We start from the raw sequence: 21,049 nt of genomic DNA, 5'->3' as shown, positions 1-21,049 counted from the left end.
TTGACTGGATCCATGACCGACAACACGAAGCCCGAGGTCGAGCCCGTCGACGGCCCGGCGCCCGCAGAGCTCACCATCTCCGACATCACCGTGGGCGACGGCCCCGAGGCCCAGCCCGGCGACACCGTCGACGTGCACTACCTCGGCGTCGACTACGAGACCGGCGAGGAGTTCGACTCCTCGTGGAGCCGCGGCCAGTCCGTGAACTTCCCCCTCCGCAGCCTCATCGCCGGCTGGCAGCAGGGCATCCCCGGCATGAAGGTCGGCGGACGCCGCCAGCTCGTCGTGCCGCCGGAGCTCGCCTACGGCCCCGCCGGCGGCGGCCACCGCCTCTCCGGCCGCACCCTGATCTTCGTGATCGACCTGCAGGGCGTGGGCTAGGACCCGTCCGCACCACCACCGGGAGGCCGGGAGCCGAGGGGCTCCCGGCCTCCCGTCGTCGTGCGGCGGGCGCGCGCCCGGCCTGTACCCTGGAGCACGTGAAGACCTTCGATGACCTGTTCGGCGAGCTGACCCGCATCGCCGCCGAGCGGCCCGAGGGGTCCGGCACCGTCCGCGAGCTCGACGGCGGCGTCCACGCGATCGGCAAGAAGGTCGTCGAGGAGGCCGCGGAGGTCTGGATGGCGGCCGAGCACGAGTCCGACGACCGCGCCGCCGAGGAGATCTCGCAGCTGCTGTACCACGTGCAGGTCATGATGATCGCGCGCGGCCTCACCCTGGAGGACGTCGGCCGACATCTGTGACGCGCGAGTCACCCGTCGACCCCCTCCAGAGAAGAAGTGATCCCCATGCTCCGTGTCGCCGTGCCCAACAAGGGCTCGCTCGCCGAGACCGCCGCCCAGATGCTCGCGGAGGCCGGGTACGCCGGCCGTCGTGACCCGAAGGAGCTCTACGTCCTCGACGCGCGCAACGACGTCGAGTTCTTCTACCTCCGCCCGCGCGACATCGCGACCTACGTCGGTTCCGGCGCGCTCGACGTCGGCATCACGGGCCGCGACCTCCTCATCGACTCGTCGTCCGACGCGACCGAGACCGCCGAGCTCGGCTTCGCGGGGTCCACGTTCCGCTTCGCCGGCCCCGTCGGCCGCTTCGCGGACCTGGCCGACCTCGCGGGCGTCCGCATCGCCACCAGCTACCCCGTCCTCGTCGGCGGCTTCCTCCGGGAGCACGGCGTCGAGGCGCAGCTCATCCGCCTCGACGGCGCGGTCGAGTCGGCCATCCAGCTCGGGGTCGCCGACGCGATCGCCGACGTGGTCGAGACCGGCACCACGCTGCGCAAGGCCGGGCTCGAGATCTTCGGCCCCGTGATCCTGCGCTCCACCGCCGTGCTCATCTCGGGATCCGAGGAGAAGCCCGGCGCGTCCACGCTGCTGCGGCGCCTCGAGGGCGTGCTCGTCGCGCGCCGCTACGTGCTCATGGACTACGACGTGCCGCTCGACCTGCTCGACGCCGCGACCGCCATCACGCCCGGCATCGAGTCGCCCACCATCTCGCCGCTGCAGGACCCCGCCTGGGTCGCCGTGCGCTCGATGGTGCCGCGCGACGACACGAACCAGATCATGGACCGCCTGCACGAGGTCGGCGCGCGCGCCATCCTCGTCAGCCCGATCCACGCCGCCAGGATCTGACCGTGGCCGCCGCATCGGACCGTCCCGCCGCGGAGCTCGCCGTCCGCGTCATACCGTGCCTCGACGTGGCCGCCGGCCGCGTCGTCAAGGGCGTCAACTTCCTCGACCTGCAGGATGCGGGCGACCCCGTCGAGCTGGCGCGCCTCTACTACGAGCAGGGCGCCGACGAGCTCACCTTCCTCGACGTCACCGCCACGGTCGAGGACCGCTCGACCATGTACGACGTCGTCAGCGCGACCGCCGAGCAGGTCTTCATCCCGCTGACCGTGGGCGGGGGAGTGCGCAGCGCCGACGACGTCGCCCGCCTCCTCGCGAGCGGCGCCGACAAGATCGGCGTCAACAGCGCGGCCATCGCCCGACCCGACCTCGTGGGCGAGATCGCCGACCGCTTCGGCGCGCAGGTCTGCGTGCTCTCGCTCGACGTGACCCGCGGCGACACGGAGTCCGGCTTCGTCGTCACCACGCACGGCGGCCGCACCCGCACGAGCATCGACGCCGTCGCCTGGGCCCGCGAGGCCGTGGAGCGCGGCGCGGGCGAGCTGCTCGTCAACTCCATCGACGCCGACGGCACGCGCGACGGCTTCGACCTCGAGCTCGTGGCCGCGATGCGCGCCGCGAGCCGCGTGCCCGTCATCGCCTCGGGCGGCGCGGGCGAGCTCGACCACTTCGCGCCCGCCATCGAGGCCGGTGCCGACGCCGTGCTCGCCGCGAGCGTCTTCCACTCCCGCCGGTTCACGATCGGCGACGTCAAGGGCGCCCTGCGGGACGCCGGTCAGGTGGTCCGACGATGAGCGGCTCCGTCGCCCTCCCCGACGTGGACGGGATCCTCGCCCGCGCCTCCTTCGCCGACGACGGGCTGCTGCCCGCCGTGATCCAGCAGCACGACACGCGCGAGGTGCTCATGCTCGGCTACATGGACCGGGAGGCCCTCCGCCGCACGCTCACCACCGGGCGCGTCACCTTCTGGTCCCGCTCCCGTCGGGAGTACTGGCGGAAGGGCGACACCTCCGGCCACGCCCAGTACGTCCGCGACGCGGCCCTCGACTGCGACGGCGACACGGTCCTCGTCCAGGTCGACCAGGTAGGAGTGGCGTGCCACACCGGCACGCGCACGTGCTTCGACGCCGACCACCTCCACCCCGTCACGGCCGTGTGCCCCGCCGCCGACGAAGGGCCCCTCGCATGACCACGACCCCGCGCGCCGCGTCGTCCGCCCCCGCTCCCGGCACCACCACGCGCGAGGGCTTCCGCGCCCTCGCGACCGACCACCGGGTCATCCCCGTGCTCCGCGAGGTCTTCGCCGACGGCGAGACCCCCGTGGGCGTCCACCGCAAGCTCACCGCCGGTCGCCCGGGCAGCTTCCTGCTCGAGTCCGCCGGCCAGGGCGGCATCTGGACCCGCTTCTCCTTCGTCGGCGTCTCGTCGTTCGGCGTGCTGACGCAGCACGGCGACTCCGCGCGCTGGCTCGACTACGGCCTCGACGAGCGACGCGCCCTGGGCGACGACGCGCCCGACGGCCCGCTGGCCGCCCTCGCCGCGCTCTACGCGCGCTGGGAGACGCCGCGGATCCCCGGCCTGCCGCCCCTCACCGGCGGCCTCGTCGGCTTCATCGGCTGGGAGGCCGTGCGCCAGATCGAGCGCCTCCCGGACCGCCCGCCGGCCGAGGTGCCCGTCCCCGGCCAGGCCCTGTCCTTCGTGTCCGAGCTCGCCGTCCTCGACCACCGCCGCGGCACCGTGACCCTCGTGGCCACGGCCCTCAACGACGGCGTCGACGACGAGGACGCCATGTGGGCCGACGCGCAGGCGCGCCTCGACCGCATGCAGGCCGACCTCGCGCGCCCCGCCGAGACGTTCCTCGCCGAGGTCGACCTCCAGGCGCAGCCCTCGCCCACGCTCCGCACCGCGCCCGCCGACTTCCACGCGTCCATCGCGCGCAGCAAGCACCACATCCACGAGGGCGACGTGTTCCAGGTGGTCGTCTCGCAGCGCTTCGACCAGCCGACCACGGCCGACCCCATCGACGTCTACCGGATCCTGCGCGTGCTCAACCCGAGCCCGTACATGTACCTCCTCACGCTCGAGGACGCCGACGGCAAGCCGTACTCGATCGTCGGCTCGTCGCCCGAGGCGCTCGTCACGGTCACCGACGACCACGTCTACATGCACCCCATCGCCGGGTCCCGCCCGCGCGGCGGCACCGTGGAGGAGGACGTCGCGCACGAGGAGTCGCTCCTCGCGGACCCGAAGGAGCGCGCCGAGCACCTCATGCTGGTGGACCTCGCGCGCAACGACATGCTGAAGGCCTGCGCCCCGGGATCCGTGGAGGTCACCGAGTTCATGCGCGTCGAGCGCTTCAGCCACATCATGCACCTGGTCAGCTCGGTCGAGGGCACGCTGCGGCCCGGCGTCTCGAGCATCGACGTCTTCCGCGCCACCTTCCCGGCCGGCACGTTGTCGGGCGCGCCGAAGCCCCGCGCGCTGCAGATCATCGACGAGCTCGAGCCCGCCCAGCGCGGCGTGTACGGGGGAGTGGTGGGGTACTTCGACTTCGCGGGCGACGCCGACCTCGCCATCGCGATCCGCACGGCCACCATCGTCGACGGCGTCGCGCACGTGCAGGCCGGCGGCGGCATGGTCGCCGACTCCGACCCCGACGCCGAGTACCTCGAGTCGCAGAACAAGGCGGCCGCGCCGCTGCGCGCCGTCGCCGTCGCCGAGGCCATGCGGCGCGTGCGCTGATGCGCGTCACCCGCCGCACGAAGTCGCTCGCCCTCCTGCTCGTCCTCGCGACGAGCGCCGCCACCTTCCTCGGCTGGTCGCAGGACTGGTCGACGCTCCGCATCGGCGGGCAGGCCCCCGCGCTCGTCCCCGTCCCGGGCAGCGTCGCGGCGCCCGCGCTCAGCGCGCTCGCGCTCTCCAGCCTCGCCCTCGCCGGCGCGCTCGCCATCGCGGGCCGCGCGCTCCGCGTCGTCCTCGGCGTGCTGCAGGCGCTCATCGGCGCGACGGTCGCGCTCACGGCCCTCGCGGCCGTCGCCGGTCCCGTGCAGGCGGGCGAGGCCGCGGTCACGACCGTCACGGGCGTCGCCGGATCCGCGCCCGTCGCCGACCTCGTCGTCGGCTGGACCACGACGCCGTGGGGCCACGTCACGCTCGCCGCGGGCATCGCCTCCGCGCTCACGGGCCTGCTCGTCGCCGTCACCGGCCCGCGCTGGCCCACGCGCCGCTCCCGCTACGACGCGCCGACCGACGTCCCGGCCCGCCGCATCGTCCCGCGCGAGGACCCCGTCGCCGCCTGGGACAGCCTGAGCGGCGGCGCGGACCCGACGCGCCGCGAGGCGGGCGACGCGGACGACGCGCCCGCCGACGCCCCGTCCGGCGAGGCCGGCGGCACGCGCCCGGACGCCCCCGCCGCGCGTCCCCAGGCCGACGGCCGCCCCGGCGACGCCCGGTAGACTCGACCCGTCCCGACCGCACGACCCCCGAGGAGCACGCATGTCCACAGAGTCCGCAGAACCCGGCCACGGCAACTCGCCGGCGGCCTGGACGGCTGTCGTCATCATGCTCGTGGGCTTCACCGTCGGCACCATCGCGTTCTGGTTCGCCATCGAGCCCGTCGTGTGGATCTCCGCGGTCGTCGTCCTCCTCGGCTGGATCACCGGCGGCGTCATGAAGAAGCTCGGCTTCGGCGTGGACGGCCACCGCACGGCGCCCACCAAGGCGCACTCCTAGATGCTGGGCGACCTGCTCGCCGGCGCCCTGGAGGACGCGGCCGCCCGCCGCGAGCTGCGCCCCCTCGCCCAGGTCGAGGCCGACGCGCTCGCGCGCCCGGCGGCCCTCGACGCGCTGAGCGCCCTCGCCCCGGCCGACCGCGTCAAGATCATCGCCGAGGTCAAGCGCTCGAGCCCCTCGCGCGGCGCCCTCGCCGAGATCCCCGACCCCGCGCTCCTCGCCTCCCGCTACGAGACCGGCGGCGCCAGCGCCATCAGCGTCCTCACGGAGGGCCGCAGGTTCGGCGGCTCGCTGCACGACCTCGAGCAGGTCCGCGACACGGTCTCCATCCCCGTGCTCCGCAAGGACTTCATCGGCGAGGCCTACCAGGTGCTCGAGGCCCGCGCGTCCGGCGCCGACCTCGTCCTCCTCATCGTGGCCGCGCTCGACCAGCCCACCCTCGTCGAGCTGCACGCCCTCATCGGCGAGCTCGGCATGACCGCCCTCGTCGAGACGCACTCGGCCGAGGAGGTGTCCCGCGCGCTCGACCTCGGCGCGCAGGTCGTCGGCGTCAACGCCCGGGACCTCACCACCTTCGAGCTCGACCGGGACCTGTTCGGCCGCCTCGCCGACTCGATCCCCGCGGGCGTCGTCCGCATCGCCGAGTCCGCGGTCAAGACCGCGGACGACGTGGCCCACTACCGCCGCGCCGGCGCCGACGTCGTCCTCGTGGGCGAGGCCCTCGTCACGGGCGACCCCGTCCGCACCCTGTCCGAGTTCCTGGAGACCCGCCCATGACCGACCTCCGCAGCGTGACCGGCCCGTACTTCGGCGAGTTCGGCGGGCGCTACGTGCCCGAGTCGCTCGTCGCGGCCCTCGACGAGCTGTCGGAGGCGTGGGACGCGCTCAAGGTCGACCCCGGCTTCATCGCGGAGCTCCGGGAGCTGCACCGCAGCTACACCGGCCGTCCCTCGCTCATCACCGAGGTGCCGCGCTTCGCCGAGCACGCGGGCGGCGCCCGCATCATCCTCAAGCGCGAGGACCTCAACCACACCGGCTCGCACAAGATCAACAACGTGCTGGGCCAGGCGCTGCTCACGAAGAAGATCGGCAAGAAGCGCATCATCGCCGAGACGGGCGCGGGCCAGCACGGCGTCGCCACCGCCACGGCGGCTGCGCTGTTCGGGCTCGACTGCGTCATCTACATGGGCGAGGTCGACACCGAGCGCCAGGCCCTCAACGTCGCGCGGATGCGCCTGCTCGGCGCCGAGGTCATCCCGGTCCGCTCGGGCTCCCGCACGCTCAAGGACGCCATCAACGACGCCATGCGCGACTGGGTCACCAACGTCGAGACCACGAACTACGTCTTCGGCACGGTCGCGGGCCCGCACCCGTTCCCGGCCATGGTCCGCGACCTGCAGAAGGTCATCGGCGAGGAGGCGCGCGAGCAGGTCCTCGCGCTCACCGGGCGGCTGCCCGACGCGGTCGCCGCGTGCGTCGGCGGCGGGTCCAACGCCATCGGCATCTTCCACGCCTTCCTCGACGACGCCGACGTCGCCCTCTACGGCTTCGAGGCCGGCGGCGACGGCGCGGACACCCCGCGCACGGCCGCCACCATCACGAAGGGCCGCCCGGGCATGCTGCACGGCGCGCGCAGCTACCTCCTCCAGGACGAGGACGGCCAGACCATCGACTCGCACTCGATCTCCGCCGGCCTGGACTACCCGGGCGTGGGCCCGGAGCACTCGTGGCTGTCGGACCTCGGGCGGGCGACGTACCGCCCCGTCACGGACGACCAGGCCATGAGCGCGCTCCGCCTCCTCAGCCGCACCGAGGGCATCATCCCGGCCATCGAGTCGGCGCACGCCCTGGCCGGCGCGCTCGAGCTCGGGAAGGAGCTCGGCCCGGAGTCGATCATCCTGATCAACCTCAGCGGCCGCGGCGACAAGGACATGGAGACCGCGGGCGCGTACTTCGACCTCATCGACGCCGGGGCGGAGCAGTCGTGAACGCGGCCGCCCACGCCGCGCCCGCCCAGGGCAGCCCCGTCGAGCGCGCGATCGCGCTGCGCCGCGAGCAGGGATCCGGCGCGCTCGTCGGCTACCTGCCCGTCGGCTTCCCGGACGTCGCCACGAGCATCGAGGCCGCCGTCGCGCTCGTCGAGAACGGCGTCGACGTCATCGAGCTCGGCCTGCCGTACAGCGACCCCGTCATGGACGGGCCGGTCATCCAGCGGGCCACGCAGACGGCGCTCGCACAGGGTTTCCGCCTCCGCGACGGCTTCGACGCCCTGCACGCCATCACGCAGCGCGTCGACGCGCCCGTCCTCCTCATGACGTACTGGAACCCGGTCGTGCAGTACGGCGTCGAGCGCTTCGCGGACGACATCGTCGCCGCGGGCGGCGCCGGCCTCATCACGCCCGACCTCATCCCGGACGAGGGCGCCGACTGGCTCGCGGCCTCGGAGCGCACCGGCCTCGACCGCGTGTTCCTCGCGGCGCCGTCGTCGAGCGAGGCGCGCCTGCACCAGGCCGTCGAGCGCAGCCGCGGCTTCGTGTACGCGGTCTCCACCATGGGCATCACGGGCGCGCGCCAGGACGTCGACCAGGCGGCCCGCGGGCTCGTGTCGCGCCTCCGGGACGCGGGCTCCACGAGCGCGTGCGTGGGCATCGGCATCTCCACGGGCGACCAGGTGCGCGAGGTCCTCGGCTACGCCGACGGGGCCATCGTGGGATCCGCGCTCGTGGCCGCCCTGGCCGACGGCGGCGTCCCCGGCGTGGCCCGCGCCGCGGCCGATCTCGCGCGGGGAACCGCGCTACAGTAGCCCCCGGCCCGCGGTCCCGCCGCGCCCGCCGATCCCCCTGCGAAAGTGAGCGCCATCCGTTGTACGCCCCGATGAGCATCCCCAGCCCGGATCCGTCCGACACCCGGTTCGACGTCACGGCGTGGCTCCAGGGCTTCGGCATCGACCTCCCGCTCACCTTCGTCATCCACGCGTACGCCGTGTGCATCCTCATCGGCATCGTCGTCGCCGCGTTCGTCACGAACCACCGGCTCACCAAGCGCGGGGCGGAGCGATGGGTGACCATCGACTTCACGCTGTGCGCGCTCGTCCTCGGCATCATCGGCGCCCGCGCGTTCCATGTGCTCACCCACCCGGGCGACTACTTCTACGACGGCGCGAACCTCTGGCGCGTGCTCTTCGTGTGGGAGGGCGGCATCGCCATCTTCGGCGCCCTCATCGGCGGCGCCGTGGGCGTGTGGCTCGGCTCCAAGTGGACGGGCGTCCGCTTCTGGACCTTCGCCGACGCGCTCGCCCCCGGCCTGCTCCTCGCCCAGGCCGCCGGTCGCATGGGCAACTACTTCAACCAGGAGCTGTTCGGCACCCCGACGACGCTCCCGTGGGGACTCGAGGTCGACCCGACCAACGCCGCCTTCCCGGCAGGTCTTCCCGCCGGCACGCTCTTCCACCCCACCTTCCTGTACGAGATCGTCTGGAACGTGGCGGGCGCCATCCTCATCATCGGCCTCGGCCGCGCGGTCCGACTGCAGTGGGGTCGCGGCCTCGCCGTCTACCTCATGTGGTACGGCCTCGGGCGCATGGTGTTCGAGTCCATCCGCATCGACCCGAGCGAGATCATCCTCGGCATCCGCACCAACGTGTGGGCCGCGTTCCTCGCCGTCGCGATCGGCCTCGTCCTGTTCCTCGTGCAGACCCGCCGCCACGTCGGCAGCGAGCCCGGGCCGTACCTGCCGGGCCGAACCCCTGAGTCCGTGAGCGGGCGTGCGAAGGCGGGCCGCGACGGCGAGGTAGCATCGGTGTACACGGATTCGGATTTCACCGACGGCGACGCCGATCGGGCATCCACCGGGTCGGACTCCCACGCTCTCCCCGCCACAAGCGGACGCGGCGCCTAGTCCCCAGCGCGGGCACCCCCGCGGTCACCGCCTCCTGCTCCTGCGAGGCGGTCCCCACCACAGGGCCAGCGTCGTCCCTCCGCAGTGCACCTAGGACGGTTCCCATGGCGTTCTCCTCCACCTCCCCTCCCGGCGGCGCGTTCCCCGCGAAGCAGGGCCTCTACGACCCCGCGTTCGAGAAGGACGCGTGCGGCCTGGCCATGGTGGCCACCCTGCGCGGCACCCCCGGCCACGACATCATCGTGAACGCGCTCGACGCGCTCCGGAACCTCGAGCACCGCGGGGCCATCGGCTCCGACGCGGGCACCGGCGACGGCGCCGGCATCATGACGCAGATCCCGGACGAGTTCCTCCGCGGCGTCGTCGGCTTCGACCTGCCGCCCGTGGGGGAGTACGCCGTCGGCATGGCGTTCCTCCCCACGGACGACGCGGAGCGCGAGGAGCTCCAGGCGGGCATCGAGCGCCTCGCGGGCGACGAGCGCCTGCGCGTGCTCGGCTGGCGCGAGGTGCCGGTCGACGCGGCCCACCTCGGCAACCTGGCGCGCAAGGCCATGCCCGCGTTCCGCCAGCTCTTCCTCGCCTCGGACGCCCCGGAGTCCTCCGCCGAGCGCCCCGCGGGCCTCGTCCTCGACCGCCTGGCCTTCCGCCTCCGCAAGCGCGCGGAGCGGGAGCTCGGCGCCTACTTCATCTCGCTGTCCTCGCGCACGCTCGTCTACAAGGGCATGGTGACGACGCTCCAGCTGGAGCCCTTCTACCCGGACCTCTCCGACGAGCGCTTCGCCTCCAAGCTCGCCATCGTGCACTCCCGCTACTCGACGAACACGTTCCCGTCGTGGCCGCTCGCGCAGCCGCTGCGGATGATGGCGCACAACGGCGAGATCAACACGGTCGCGGGCAACCGCAACTGGATGCGCGCCCGCCAGTCCCAGCTGGAGTCGGAGCTGCTCGGCGACCTCTCCCCGCTGCTGCCCATCGTCACGCCCGGCGCGAGCGACTCCGCGTCCTTCGACGAGGTGCTGGAGCTCCTCAGCCTCAGCGGTCGCAGCCTCCCGCACGCGATGATGATGATGGTCCCCGAGGCGTGGGAGAAGCAGACGGACATCGACCCCGTCCGCCGCGACTTCTACGAGTACCACTCCATGGTCATGGAGCCGTGGGACGGCCCCGCCGCGCTCACGTTCACCGACGGCACGCTCGTCGGCGCCACGCTCGACCGGAACGGCCTGCGCCCCGGCCGCTACCTCGTCACGCACGACGGGCTGGTGGTGCTCGGCAGCGAGATCGGCGTGCTCGAGATCGACCCGGCGCGCATCGCGCGCAAGGGCCGCCTGCGCCCCGGGAAGATGTTCCTCGTCGACACCGAGGCCGGCCGCATCATCGAGGACGACGAGATCAAGTCCCAGCTCGCGGCCAGCGCGCCGTGGGGCGAGTGGCTCGAGAACCGCATCCACCTCCAGGACCTGCCGGAGCGCGAGCACATCGTGCACACCCCCGCGTCCGTCGTCCGCCGCCAGCGCACCTTCGGCTACACCGAGGAGGAGGTGCGGATGCTCCTCATGCCCATGGCGAAGGTCGGCGCCGAGCCCCTCGGCGCCATGGGGTCGGACACGCCCATCGCCGTGCTCTCGCAGCGCCCGCGCCTGCTGTTCGACTACTTCACGCAGCAGTTCGCGCAGGTCACGAACCCGCCGCTCGACTCCATCCGCGAGGAGGTCGTCACCAGCCTCCGCCAGGGCCTCGGCCCGCAGCGGAACCTCCTCGACGCCGGCCCCGAGCACACCAAGCAGGTCGTGCTCGACTTCCCGGTCATCGACAACGACGAGCTCGCGAAGGTCATCCACATCGACCACCGCCCCGGGAGCCGCACCACCACGATGGTGAGCGGCCTCTACCGCGTCGACGACGGCCCGCTCGCCATGCAGAGGCGCATCGACGCCATGTGCGAGCAGGTCGACCGCGCGATCGAGCACGGCGCGCAGTTCATCGTGCTCTCGGACCGCGACTCCAACCGCGACCTCGCGCCCATCCCGTCGCTCCTCATGATCGCGGCTGTGCACCACCACCTCATCCGCAAGCAGACCCGCATGAAGGTCGGCCTCGTGGTCGAGGCGGGCGACGTGCGCGAGGTGCACCACATCGCGCTGCTCATCGGCTACGGCGCCTCGGCGGTCAACCCGTACCTCGCCATGGAGTCGTGCGAGGAGCTCGTCCGCAACGGCATGCTCACGGGCGTGACGCCGGAGAAGGCCACGCGGAACCTCATCAAGGGGCTCGGCAAGGGCGTGCTGAAGATCATGTCCAAGATGGGCATCTCCACGGTGGCGTCGTATGCCGGCGCGCAGTGCTTCGAGGCGGTCGGCCTCTCCCAGGAGCTGGTGGACCAGTACTTCTCGGGCACCACCACGCGCCTCGGCGGCGTCGGCATCGACGTCATCGCGGCCGAGAACGCCGCGCGCCACCGCAGCGCCTACCCGACCGACGGCGCCGTGCTCTCGCACGAGCGCCTGCAGACGGGCGGCGAGTACCAGTGGCGCCGCGACGGGTCCCCGCACCTCTTCAACCCGGACACGATCTTCCGGCTGCAGCACGCCACCCGCATGCGCCGGTACGACATCTTCCGCGAGTACACGTCCATGGTCGACGCCCAGTCGAAGGACCTCATGACGCTGCGCGGCATGTTCCACCTCAGGACCGGCACGCGCCCCGCGGTGCCGCTCGACGAGGTGGAGTCCATCTCCGACATCGTCAAGCGCTTCTCCACGGGCGCGATGAGCTACGGCTCGATCTCCGAGGAGGCGCACGAGACGCTCGCGATCGCGATGAACCGCCTCGGCGCGAAGTCGAACACGGGCGAGGGCGGCGAGAACGTGGAGCGCCTGCTCGACCCCGAGCGCCGCAGCGCCATCAAGCAGGTCGCGTCCGGGCGCTTCGGCGTCACGAGCATGTACCTGACGCACGCCGACGACATCCAGATCAAGCTCGCGCAGGGCGCCAAGCCCGGCGAGGGCGGGCAGCTGCCGCCCGGCAAGGTGTACCCGTGGGTGGCCCGCACGCGCCACGCGACCGCGGGCGTCGGCCTCATCTCGCCGCCGCCGCACCACGACATCTACTCGATCGAGGACCTCAAGCAGCTGATCTTCGACCTCAAGCGCGCGAACCCGTCCGCCCGGATCCACACGAAGCTCGTCAGCCAGTCGGGCATCGGCGCGGTCGCGGCGGGCGTCGCGAAGGCGCTGAGCGACGTGATCCTGGTCTCCGGCCACGACGGCGGCACGGGCGCGAGCCCGGTCAACTCGCTCAAGCACGCGGGCACCCCGTGGGAGCTGGGCCTCGCCGAGACGCAGCAGACCCTCCGCCTCAACGGCATGCGCGACCGCGTGGTCGTGCAGGTCGACGGGCAGATGAAGTCCGGCCGCGACGTCATCGTCGGCGCGCTGCTCGGGGCCGAGGAGTTCGGCTTCGCGACGGCGCCGCTGGTGGTCTCGGGCTGCATCATGATGCGCGTCTGCCACCTCGACACCTGCCCCGTCGGCGTCGCCACGCAGAACCCGGAGCTGCGCAAGCGCTTCCCCGGCAAGGCGGACCACGTCGTCAACTTCTTCGAGTTCATCGCGCAGGAGGTGCGCGAGCACCTCGCGGCGCTCGGCTACCGCTCGCTCGACGAGATCGTCGGCCGCAACGACCTGCTGGGCGTCGAGGACGCGGTCGACCACTGGAAGGCGTCGGGCCTCGACCTCTCGCCGATCCTCGTGGGCCCGACCTTCGCGGAGGGCGAGCCGATGAAGCACGCCCGATCGCAGGACCACGAGCTCGAGGACCACTTCGACAACGAGCTCATCCGCCTGAGCCGCGACGTGCTCGACCACGGCGGCCGCGTGGAGATCGACCTGCCCGTGCGGAACACGGCGCGCGCGGTCGGCACGATGCTCGGCCACCTGGTCACCAAGGGCCACGGCGAGGACGGGCTGCCGGCGGGATCCATCGACGTCACGCTGCGCGGCTCGGCCGGCCAGTCCTTCGGCGCGTTCATGCCCGCGGGGATCACGCTGCGCCTCGTCGGCGACAGCAACGACTACCTGGGCAAGGGCCTGTCGGGCGGCGACATCGTCGTCCGCCCCGACGCGAGGGCCGGCTTCCCCGCGGAGGAGAACGTCATCGCGGGCAACGTCATCGGCTACGGCGCCACCCAGGGCACCATGTTCATCCGCGGCATGGTGGGGGAGCGGTTCCTCGTCCGCAACTCCGGCGCGACCGCGGTCGTCGAGGCCGTGGGCGACCACGCCCTCGAGTACATGACGGGCGGACTCGCGCTCGTGCTCGGCGGCACCGGCCGGAACATCGGCGCGGGCATGTCGGGCGGCACCGCCTACGTGATCGACCTCGACCGCGACCGCATCAACACCGACGCGCTCGCGTCGGGCGAGCTCGAGCTCCACCCCCTCGGCAGCGCCGACGCGGAGATCGTGCTCGACCTGCTCCGCCGGCACCTCGCCGAGACCGGCTCGACCGTGGCCGAGCGCCTGCTCGCCGACCCGGAGACCTCCATGGAACGCTTCACCAAGATCCTGCCGCGGGACTACGCGGCCGTCCTCGCCACCCGCCAGACCGCGGTGGACGAGGGCATCGACCCCGACGGCGACGTCGCCTGGAAGCGCATCCTGGAGGTGACCGGTGGCTGACCCCAAGGGCTTCCTCAAGGTGACGGAGCGCGAGCTCCCCAAGCGCCGACCCGTCTCGGTCCGGCTCATGGACTGGAAGGAGGTGTACGAGCAGCAGGAGCGCGGCGAGCTCGTGCGCCAGGCCGGCCGGTGCATGGACTGCGGCATCCCGTTCTGCCACCAGGGCTGCCCCCTCGGCAACCTCATCCCGGAGTGGAACGACCTCACGTGGCGCGGCGAGGGCCGCCAGGCGATCGAGCGCCTGCACGCGACGAACAACTTCCCGGAGTTCACGGGACGGCTGTGCCCCGCGCCCTGCGAGAGCTCGTGCGTGCTCGGCATCAACCAGCCGCCCGTGACCATCAAGCAGGTCGAGGTGTCGATCATCGACGACGCCTTCCAGAACGGCTGGGTCGAGCCGCACCCGCCCGAGCGCCTCACGGGCAAGACCGTGGCGGTCGTGGGATCCGGTCCCGCCGGCCTCGCCGCCGCCCAGCAGCTCACGCGCGCCGGCCACACGGTCGCGGTGTTCGAGCGCGACGACCGCATCGGCGGCCTGCTGCGCTACGGCATCCCCGACTTCAAGATGGAGAAGCGCCACCTCGAGGCGCGCCTCGCGCAGATGACCGCCGAGGGCACGCGCTTCCGCGCGGGCGTCGACATCGGCACGGACATCACCTGGTCCGACCTGCGCCTCCGCTACGACGCGGTCGTCGTCTGCACGGGCGCGCTCGTGCCCCGCGACCTCGACATCCCGGGTCGCGACGTCGACGGCGTCCACTTCGCCATGGACTACCTGCGCCAGTCGAACCACGCGACCGCCGGCGACCAGGTGCCCGGGCAGATCCACGCGGAGGGCAAGCACGTCGTCGTCCTCGGCGGCGGCGACACCGGCGCGGACTGCATCGGCACGGCCCACCGCCAGAAGGCGGCCTCCGTCACCAACCTCGCCATCGGCCAGCAGCCGCCGTCGGAGCGCCAGGCGAACCAGCCGTGGCCGACGTACCCGACCCTCTTCGAGGTGTCGAGCGCGCACGAGGAGGGCGGCGAGCGCCACTACCTCGCGTCCACGGTCGAGTTCCTGAAGGACGACGACGGGCACGTGCGCGCCGTCCGCGTCGCCGAGACCGAGTTCCGCGACGGCCGCCGCGTCCCCAAGTCGGGCACCGAGCGGGAGATCCCCGCCGACCTCGTGCTGCTCGCGCTCGGCTTCACGGGACCCGAGAAGGACGCCCTGGAGTCGCAGCTCGCGGTGCCCTTCGACGACCGCGGCAACGTGGCGCGCGACGAGGACTACCAGACCGACCAGCCCGGCGTGTTCGTCGCCGGCGACGCGGGTCGCGGGCAGTCGCTCATCGTCTGGGCCATCGCCGAGGGGCGTTCAGCGGCGTCCGCCGTCGACCGGTACCTTGAGGGGGACACGGAGCTCCCGTTCCCGGTCCGTCCCACGGACCGCGCTCTCTCCATCTGACCCGGCCGCCGCGCACGCGTGCGCGGCCGCTCACCCGAACCGCGTCCGTGTGCGACGCAGAAACGCGAGACAGACAGAGCATGACCAGACGAGCGAAGATCGTCGCGACCCTCGGGCCCGCGACCAGCTCCTATGAGAGCATCCGCGCCATCATCGACGCCGGCGTGGACGTGGCCCGGATGAACCTGAGCCACGGCACCTACGACGTCCACGAGGGCATCTACTCCACCATCCGGAAGGCCGCCGACGACGCGGGTCGCGCGGTCGCGGTCCTCGTCGACCTGCAGGGCCCGAAGATCCGCCTCGGCAAGTTCTCCGACGGCCCGCACGACCTGGCCTTCGGCGACACGTTCGTCATCACCGTCGAGGACATCCTCGGCACGAAGGACATCTGCTCCACCACCTACAAGGGCCTGCCGGGCGACGTGAAGGCGGGCGACCCGCTCCTCATCGACGACGGCAAGGTCACGCTCCGCGTGGTCTCCACCGACGGCACCCGCGTCACGACCACGGTCGAGGTGGCCGGCACGGTCAGCAACAACAAGGGCATCAACCTCCCGGGCGTCGCGGTCAACGTGCCCGCCCTCTCGGAGAAGGACGAGGCGGATCTCCGCTGGGGCCTCCGCCTCGGCGCCGACCTCATCGCCCTGAGCTTCGTGCGCGACGCGTCCGACATCGTCCGCGTGCACGAGATCATGGACGAGGAGGGCCGCCGCGTCCCCGTCGTCGCCAAGGTCGAGAAGCCGCAGGCCGTCGACGCGCTCGAGGAGATCGTCGACGCGTTCGACGCGATCATGGTCGCCCGCGGCGACCTCGGCGTCGAGCTGCCGCTCGAGGCGGTGCCGATCGTGCAGAAGCGCGCCGTCGAGCTCGCCCGCCGCAAGGCGAAGCCCGTCATCGTGGCCACGCAGATGCTCGAGTCGATGATCACGAGCCCGCGCCCGACGCGCGCCGAGGCCTCCGACTGCGCCAACGCCGTCCTCGACGGCGCCGACGCGCTCATGCTGAGCGGCGAGACGAGCGTGGGCGAGTTCCCCGTCGTCACCGTGAAGACGATGGCGCGCATCATCGAGTCCACCGAGGAGCACGGGCTGGAGCGCATCCCCGCGCTCGGCTCGCGCCCCTTCACGCAGGGCGGCGCCATCACGCTCGCGGCCGCCGAGGTCGCCGAGTTCGTCGAGGCGAAGTTCCTCTGCGTCTTCACCGAGTCGGGCGACTCCGTCCGCCGCATGACGCGCCTGCGCAACGGCATCCCGATCCTCGCGTTCACGCCGAACGAGGGCATCCGCCGTCGCCTCGCGCTGTCGTGGGGCGTGCAGTCCTACCTCGTCGAGCCGGTCACGCACACCGACCAGATGTTCCACCAGGTCGACGACGTCCTCCTCGCGGAGGGCCTCGCCGAGGTCGGCCAGAAGGTCGTCGTCATCGCCGGGTCCCCTCCCGGCATCGCGGGCTCGACGAACGAGCTGCGCGTCCACGTCGTCGGCGACGCCGTGAACGAGGCGGCTCCCGCGTACGAGAAGTAGCGCACCACCGCGGGGCATCGCCCCCGCGGGAGCACGAGAGAGGGCGGGCGACCACGTGGGTCGCCCGCCCTCTCGCATGTCCTCGCGGACCGGTGCCGGATGTGGGACTCGAACCCACACGCCCTCACGGACAGAGCATTTTGAGTGCCCCGCGTCTGCCATTCCGCCAATCCGGCGCACCTCGGTGCGACCGCGGTCCGGCGGGCATCCCGCGGATCCGCCGCGCACCGGCCCGCCCGACGATACCGTAGGCTCCTATCCGTGAGTGACCAGGAAACAGCCCCCGCAGCCCCCCGCCGTGTCGTCGTCGCCGAGGACGAGTCGCTCATCCGCCTGGACATCGTCGAGACCCTCCGCGACAACGGCTTCGAGGTCGTCGGCGAGGCCGGGGACGGTGAGACCGCCGTCGCGCTGGCCACGGAGCTGCGTCCGGACCTCGTCATCATGGACGTGAAGATGCCCCAGCTCGACGGCATCTCCGCGGCCGAGCGGCTGAACCGCAACCACATCGCGCCCGTCGTCCTCCTCACGGCCTTCAGCCAGAAGGAGCTCGTGGAGCGCGCGGGCGAGGCAGGGGCCCTGGCCTACGTCGTCAAGCCGTTCACGCCGAACGACCTGCTGCCCGCGATCGAGATCGCACTGGCCCGCTACGCCCAGATCATCACGCTCGAGGCCGAGGTGTCCGACCTCGTCGAGCGCTTCGAGACCCGCAAGCTCGTCGACCGGGCCAAGGGCCTGCTCAACGAGAAGATGGGGCTCACCGAGCCCGAGGCGTTCCGCTGGATCCAGAAGGCGTCCATGGACCGCCGCCTCACCATGCACGACGTGGCCCAGGCCATCATCGAGCAGCTGAGCGCCAAGAAGTCCTAGCCGCCGCGACGCGACGTCCCGCCTGTCGTCGGGCGGGCCGCTCGCCCCGCGGATCCCGTCAGCGCCGTGCGCGCTCGCGGATGATGTTCGTGATGCGCACCGTGGAGAGACGTCGGCCCTCGTCGTCGGTCAGCACGATCTCGTGCGTCGTCAGCGTGCCGCCGAGGTGGATCGCCGTGCAGGTGCCCGTGACCGTGCCGGATGACGCGCTCCGCGTGTGGCTCGCGTTGAGCTCGATGCCGAAGGCCACGCGGTCGGGGCCCGCGTGGACGTTCGCGGCCATGGACCCGAGCGACTCCGCGAGCACCACGTAGGCGCCGCCGTGCACGACGCCGTAGGGCTGCGTGTTGCCCTCGGCCGGCATGGTGGCGACCGCGCGCTCGGGGCTGAGCTCCTGGAAGACGATGCCCATCTTCTCGGCGAGCGCGCCCACGTCCTGGGGCTGCCGGAGCCGGCGGTCCGGGGTCTCGTCCTCGGGTGCGGGCTGGGTCATGGGGATCCTCCGTGGCCGGGTCCGAGGTCGGGAGCCCTCTATAGGGTGGACCCGTGCCGAACACGGAAAAGCCTACCCTCCTCGTCATCGACGGCCATTCCCTGGCGTTCCGGGCCTTCTACGCCCTGCCGGCGGAGAGCTTCCAGAACCGCGAGGGGCAGCACACGAACGCCGTGCACGGCTTCATCGCGATGCTCATCAACCTCCTGCAGAAGGAGAAGCCCACGCACGTCGGCGTCGCGTTCGACATCTCGCGCTTCTCGTTCCGCACGCGCGAGTACCCGGAGTACAAGGGCACGCGCGGCGAGACGCCGGCGGAGTTCACGGGCCAGGTGCCGCTGCTCGAGCGGGCGCTGAAGACCATGAACATCCCCACCCTCACCAAGGAGGACCACGAGGCGGACGACATCCTCGCGACGCTCGCCACGCAGGGCCGCGAGCAGGGCTTCCGGGTGCTCGTCGTCTCGGGCGACCGCGACGCCATCCAGCTCGTCAACGACGACGTCACGCTGCTCTACCCGTCCACGCAGGGCGTCTCGCAGCTCACCCGCTACGACGCCGAGAAGGTGTTCGAGAAGTACGGGGTGCAGCCCGAGATGTACCCGGACATCGCCGCCCTCGTGGGGGAGACGAGCGACAACCTCATCGGCGTGGACAAGGTCGGCCCGAAGACCGCGGTGAAGTGGCTGAACCAGTTCGGCTCGCTCGACGCCGTCATCGAGCACCGGGACGAGATCACTGGCAAGGTCGGCGACAACCTCCGCGCGCAGTACGAGAACGTCCTCCGCAACCGCCGCCTCAACCGCCTCCTCACCGACGTGGAGCTGCCCCTCGGCCCGGCGGACCTCGAGCGCAAGCCCATCGACGAACCGGCGCTCCGCGAGGTGTTCGCGGTGCTCGAGTTCAAGCAGCTGCTCGAGCGCGTGCTGAAGCTCGAGGGATCCGGCGCCTCCGCGTCGAGCGAGGGCACGCCCGTCGGCGCCCTCGAGCAGGAGCCGTCCACGGCGCCCGCCGCCCCGAAGGCGCAGCAGCTCCTCGACGAGGAGCTGGAGAAGTGGATCCGCACGCAGAGCGCCGCCTCGCCGCACGGCCTCGGCCTCACGGTCGAGACGCAGGACGGGAAGCCCGTCGGCTTCGGCCTCGCGAGCGCGACCGAGGCGGTCACCCTGCCGTGGCAGGAGGGCCGCGCCGACTACGCGCCCTTCGAGCGGTGGCTCGCGAGCGACGCGCCCAAGATCATGTCGGACGCCAAGGTGCAGGTGAAGGCCATGCGCCGCGCCGGCCTCGCGTTCTCCGGGCTCGCCTTCGACGTGCTGGTCGCCGGCTGGCTCCTCCGGCCGGGGTTCACCGACAAGACGCTCGCCGCGCTCGTCAGCCGCTACCTGCTGGAGGACCTGCCCGAGCCCGACGCCAACCAGCTCGTGCCCGAGACGGAGGCGCTCACGGCGCCCGTCGAGGCCTGGTACACGCTGCGCGTCGAGCACGCGCTCCGCGAGGTGCTCGACGAGCGGACCCTCGGGGTGCTCGTCGACATCGAGATGCCCACGCTCCTCGTCCTCGTCGAGATGGAGCTGCGCGGCGTCGCGACCGACCGGGCCGGGCTCGCCGAGCTGTCGGCGCAGCTGCTGGAGCGCATCACCGACCTCGCCGAGCGCGCCTTCGCCGAGATCGGCAAGGAGATCAACCTCGGCTCGCCCAAGCAGCTGCAGGAGGTCCTCTTCGACCAGCTCGGCATGCCGAAGACGCGCGCGAACAAGACGGGCTTCTCCACGGACGCGGGCGCCCTCGCCGACCTGCAGGCGTCGAACCCGCACCCGTTCCTCGACCTGCTCCTCGAGCACCGCGACGCGAGCAAGCTGCGCCAGATCATCCAGACGCTCGAGCGCGGCATCGGCGACGACGAGCGGATCCACACCACGTACGTGCAGACCGGCACGACCACCGGCCGCATCTCCTCCAACGACCCGAACCTGCAGAACATCCCCGTCCGCACCGAGGAGGGCCGCCGCATCCGCAGCGCCATCCGGGTGGGCGAGGGGTACGAGACGCTGCTCACGGCCGACTACTCGCAGATCGAGATGCGGATCATGGCGCACCTCTCGGGCGACGAGGGCCTCATCGAGGCGTTCGCGGCGGGGGAGGACCTGCACCGGTTCGTCGGCTCCCGCATCTTCGGCGTCGAGCCCGCGGACGTGAGCCCCGAGATGCGCACCAAGGTCAAGGCCATGAGCTACGGGCTCGCGTACGGGTTGAGCGCGTTCGGGCTCTCGAAGCAGCTGCGCATCCCGTCGTCCGAGGCGAAGCAGCTCATGACCGACTACTTCGCGCGCTTCGGCTCCGTGCGCGACTACCTCCGCCAGGTGGTGGAGGAGGCGCGCGCCGCCGGGTACACGGAGACCATCTTCGGTCGCCGCCGGCCTTTCCCCGACCTCACGAGCCCCAACCGCGTGCTCCGCGACAACGCCGAGCGCGCCGCCCTCAACGCGCCCATCCAGGGGTCGGCCGCCGACATCATGAAGATCGCGATGATCCGCATCGAGGCCGACATGCGCGCGCGCGGCATGGCCTCGCGCATGCTGCTGCAGGTGCACGACGAGCTCATCCTCGAGGTCGCCGCGGGCGAGTGGGACGCGCTCGAGGAGATCGTCACCGACCGCATGGCGCACGCGGCCGACCTCCGGGTGCCGCTCGAGGTCCAGGTGGGCCGCGGCGACTCGTGGGCCGCGGCCGCCCACTGACCGGCGGCGCCGGCCCCATCCACCCCCAGCACGAGGAGC

At 72.3% G+C, this 21,049-nt stretch carries 18 protein-coding genes and 1 tRNA gene; 17 read left to right on the top strand and 2 right to left on the bottom strand.

Annotated elements, in window-relative coordinates; translation table 11 throughout:
* Positions 1 to 12: 12 nt before the first annotated feature.
* The 15 genes from ACT7CP_RS09285 (at position 13) to pyk (ending at position 16,909) form a co-directional block, all read left to right on the top strand.
* Positions 13 to 381 (top strand): FKBP-type peptidyl-prolyl cis-trans isomerase, encoded by a 369-nt coding sequence (locus tag ACT7CP_RS09285; RefSeq protein WP_413962796.1) that lies wholly within the window; start codon positions 13 to 15, stop codon positions 379 to 381.
* A 98-nt stretch (positions 382 to 479) separates the two neighbouring features.
* Complete coding sequence (locus ACT7CP_RS09280) at positions 480 to 743, top strand: phosphoribosyl-ATP diphosphatase (protein ID WP_012038459.1); 264 nt, start codon at positions 480 to 482, stop codon at positions 741 to 743.
* A 45-nt stretch (positions 744 to 788) separates the two neighbouring features.
* On the top strand, positions 789 to 1,628 hold the full coding sequence (gene hisG / locus ACT7CP_RS09275) for an ATP phosphoribosyltransferase (RefSeq protein WP_445441994.1): 840 nt from the start codon (positions 789 to 791) through the stop codon (positions 1,626 to 1,628).
* Positions 1,629 to 1,630: 2 nt separating this feature from the next.
* A complete protein-coding gene (hisF, locus tag ACT7CP_RS09270) occupies positions 1,631 to 2,419 on the top strand; it encodes an imidazole glycerol phosphate synthase subunit HisF (protein ID WP_445441993.1) in 789 nt (262 codons plus the stop codon).
* Positions 2,416 to 2,814, top strand: a complete 399-nt coding sequence (hisI, locus tag ACT7CP_RS09265; protein WP_445441992.1) for a phosphoribosyl-AMP cyclohydrolase — start codon at positions 2,416 to 2,418, stop codon at positions 2,812 to 2,814. The genes hisF and hisI overlap by 4 nt, the downstream gene beginning before the upstream one ends.
* Positions 2,811 to 4,367: an anthranilate synthase component I gene (locus ACT7CP_RS09260; RefSeq protein WP_445441991.1), complete on the top strand. Its 1,557-nt coding sequence runs from the start codon at positions 2,811 to 2,813 to the stop codon at positions 4,365 to 4,367. The genes hisI and ACT7CP_RS09260 overlap by 4 nt, the downstream gene beginning before the upstream one ends.
* Positions 4,367 to 5,080: a Trp biosynthesis-associated membrane protein gene (locus ACT7CP_RS09255; protein WP_445441990.1), complete on the top strand. Its 714-nt coding sequence runs from the start codon at positions 4,367 to 4,369 to the stop codon at positions 5,078 to 5,080. Before ACT7CP_RS09260 ends, ACT7CP_RS09255 begins: the two co-directional genes overlap by 1 nt.
* Before the next feature lie 40 nt (positions 5,081 to 5,120).
* Positions 5,121 to 5,357, top strand: coding sequence for a DUF6704 family protein (locus ACT7CP_RS09250; RefSeq protein WP_413962802.1), 237 nt, complete (start codon positions 5,121 to 5,123; stop codon positions 5,355 to 5,357).
* Positions 5,358 to 6,134 (top strand): indole-3-glycerol phosphate synthase TrpC, encoded by a 777-nt coding sequence (gene trpC / locus ACT7CP_RS09245; protein ID WP_445441989.1) that lies wholly within the window; start codon positions 5,358 to 5,360, stop codon positions 6,132 to 6,134.
* Entirely contained in the window at positions 6,131 to 7,345 is a 1,215-nt protein-coding gene (gene trpB / locus ACT7CP_RS09240; RefSeq protein WP_413962804.1) for a tryptophan synthase subunit beta, read from the top strand. Before trpC ends, trpB begins: the two co-directional genes overlap by 4 nt.
* Complete coding sequence (gene trpA, locus ACT7CP_RS09235; protein ID WP_307500933.1) at positions 7,342 to 8,160, top strand: tryptophan synthase subunit alpha; 819 nt, start codon at positions 7,342 to 7,344, stop codon at positions 8,158 to 8,160. Before trpB ends, trpA begins: the two co-directional genes overlap by 4 nt.
* A 71-nt stretch (positions 8,161 to 8,231) precedes the next feature.
* Positions 8,232 to 9,254 (top strand): prolipoprotein diacylglyceryl transferase, encoded by a 1,023-nt coding sequence (gene lgt, locus ACT7CP_RS09230; RefSeq protein WP_445441988.1) that lies wholly within the window; start codon positions 8,232 to 8,234, stop codon positions 9,252 to 9,254.
* Positions 9,255 to 9,358: 104 nt separating this feature from the next.
* Positions 9,359 to 13,933, top strand: coding sequence for a glutamate synthase large subunit (gene gltB / locus ACT7CP_RS09225; protein ID WP_445441987.1), 4,575 nt, complete (start codon positions 9,359 to 9,361; stop codon positions 13,931 to 13,933).
* Positions 13,926 to 15,383, top strand: coding sequence for a glutamate synthase subunit beta (locus tag ACT7CP_RS09220; RefSeq protein WP_413962808.1), 1,458 nt, complete (start codon positions 13,926 to 13,928; stop codon positions 15,381 to 15,383). The genes gltB and ACT7CP_RS09220 overlap by 8 nt, the downstream gene beginning before the upstream one ends.
* Before the next feature lie 80 nt (positions 15,384 to 15,463).
* Positions 15,464 to 16,909, top strand: a complete 1,446-nt coding sequence (gene pyk, locus ACT7CP_RS09215; RefSeq protein ID WP_307500936.1) for a pyruvate kinase — start codon at positions 15,464 to 15,466, stop codon at positions 16,907 to 16,909.
* 93 nt (positions 16,910 to 17,002) lie between these two features.
* Here the strand turns inward: pyk and ACT7CP_RS09210 are convergent.
* Positions 17,003 to 17,085 (bottom strand) — tRNA-Leu (locus ACT7CP_RS09210).
* Positions 17,086 to 17,170: 85 nt separating this feature from the next.
* On the opposite strand from ACT7CP_RS09210, the gene ACT7CP_RS09205 reads away from it, so the two are divergent.
* Positions 17,171 to 17,779: an ANTAR domain-containing response regulator gene (locus tag ACT7CP_RS09205; RefSeq protein ID WP_191146761.1), complete on the top strand. Its 609-nt coding sequence runs from the start codon at positions 17,171 to 17,173 to the stop codon at positions 17,777 to 17,779.
* A gap of 58 nt (positions 17,780 to 17,837) precedes the next feature.
* Here the strand turns inward: ACT7CP_RS09205 and ACT7CP_RS09200 are convergent, their stop codons facing one another.
* The gene (locus ACT7CP_RS09200) at positions 17,838 to 18,272 is read right to left on the bottom strand and encodes a PaaI family thioesterase (protein ID WP_413962809.1); all 435 of its coding nucleotides are present in this window, start codon (positions 18,270 to 18,272) and stop codon (positions 17,838 to 17,840) included.
* A gap of 53 nt (positions 18,273 to 18,325) precedes the next feature.
* Between ACT7CP_RS09200 and polA the strand changes: the two genes are divergently transcribed.
* On the top strand, positions 18,326 to 21,010 hold the full coding sequence (gene polA, locus ACT7CP_RS09195) for a DNA polymerase I (RefSeq protein ID WP_445441986.1): 2,685 nt from the start codon (positions 18,326 to 18,328) through the stop codon (positions 21,008 to 21,010).
* Positions 21,011 to 21,049 lie beyond the last annotated feature (39 nt).

The sequence above is a fragment of the Clavibacter rahimiani genome (assembly GCF_052654495.1).
Note: the sequence above shows the minus strand (reverse complement) of the source record. Positions and strands in the feature narration are given on the sequence as shown.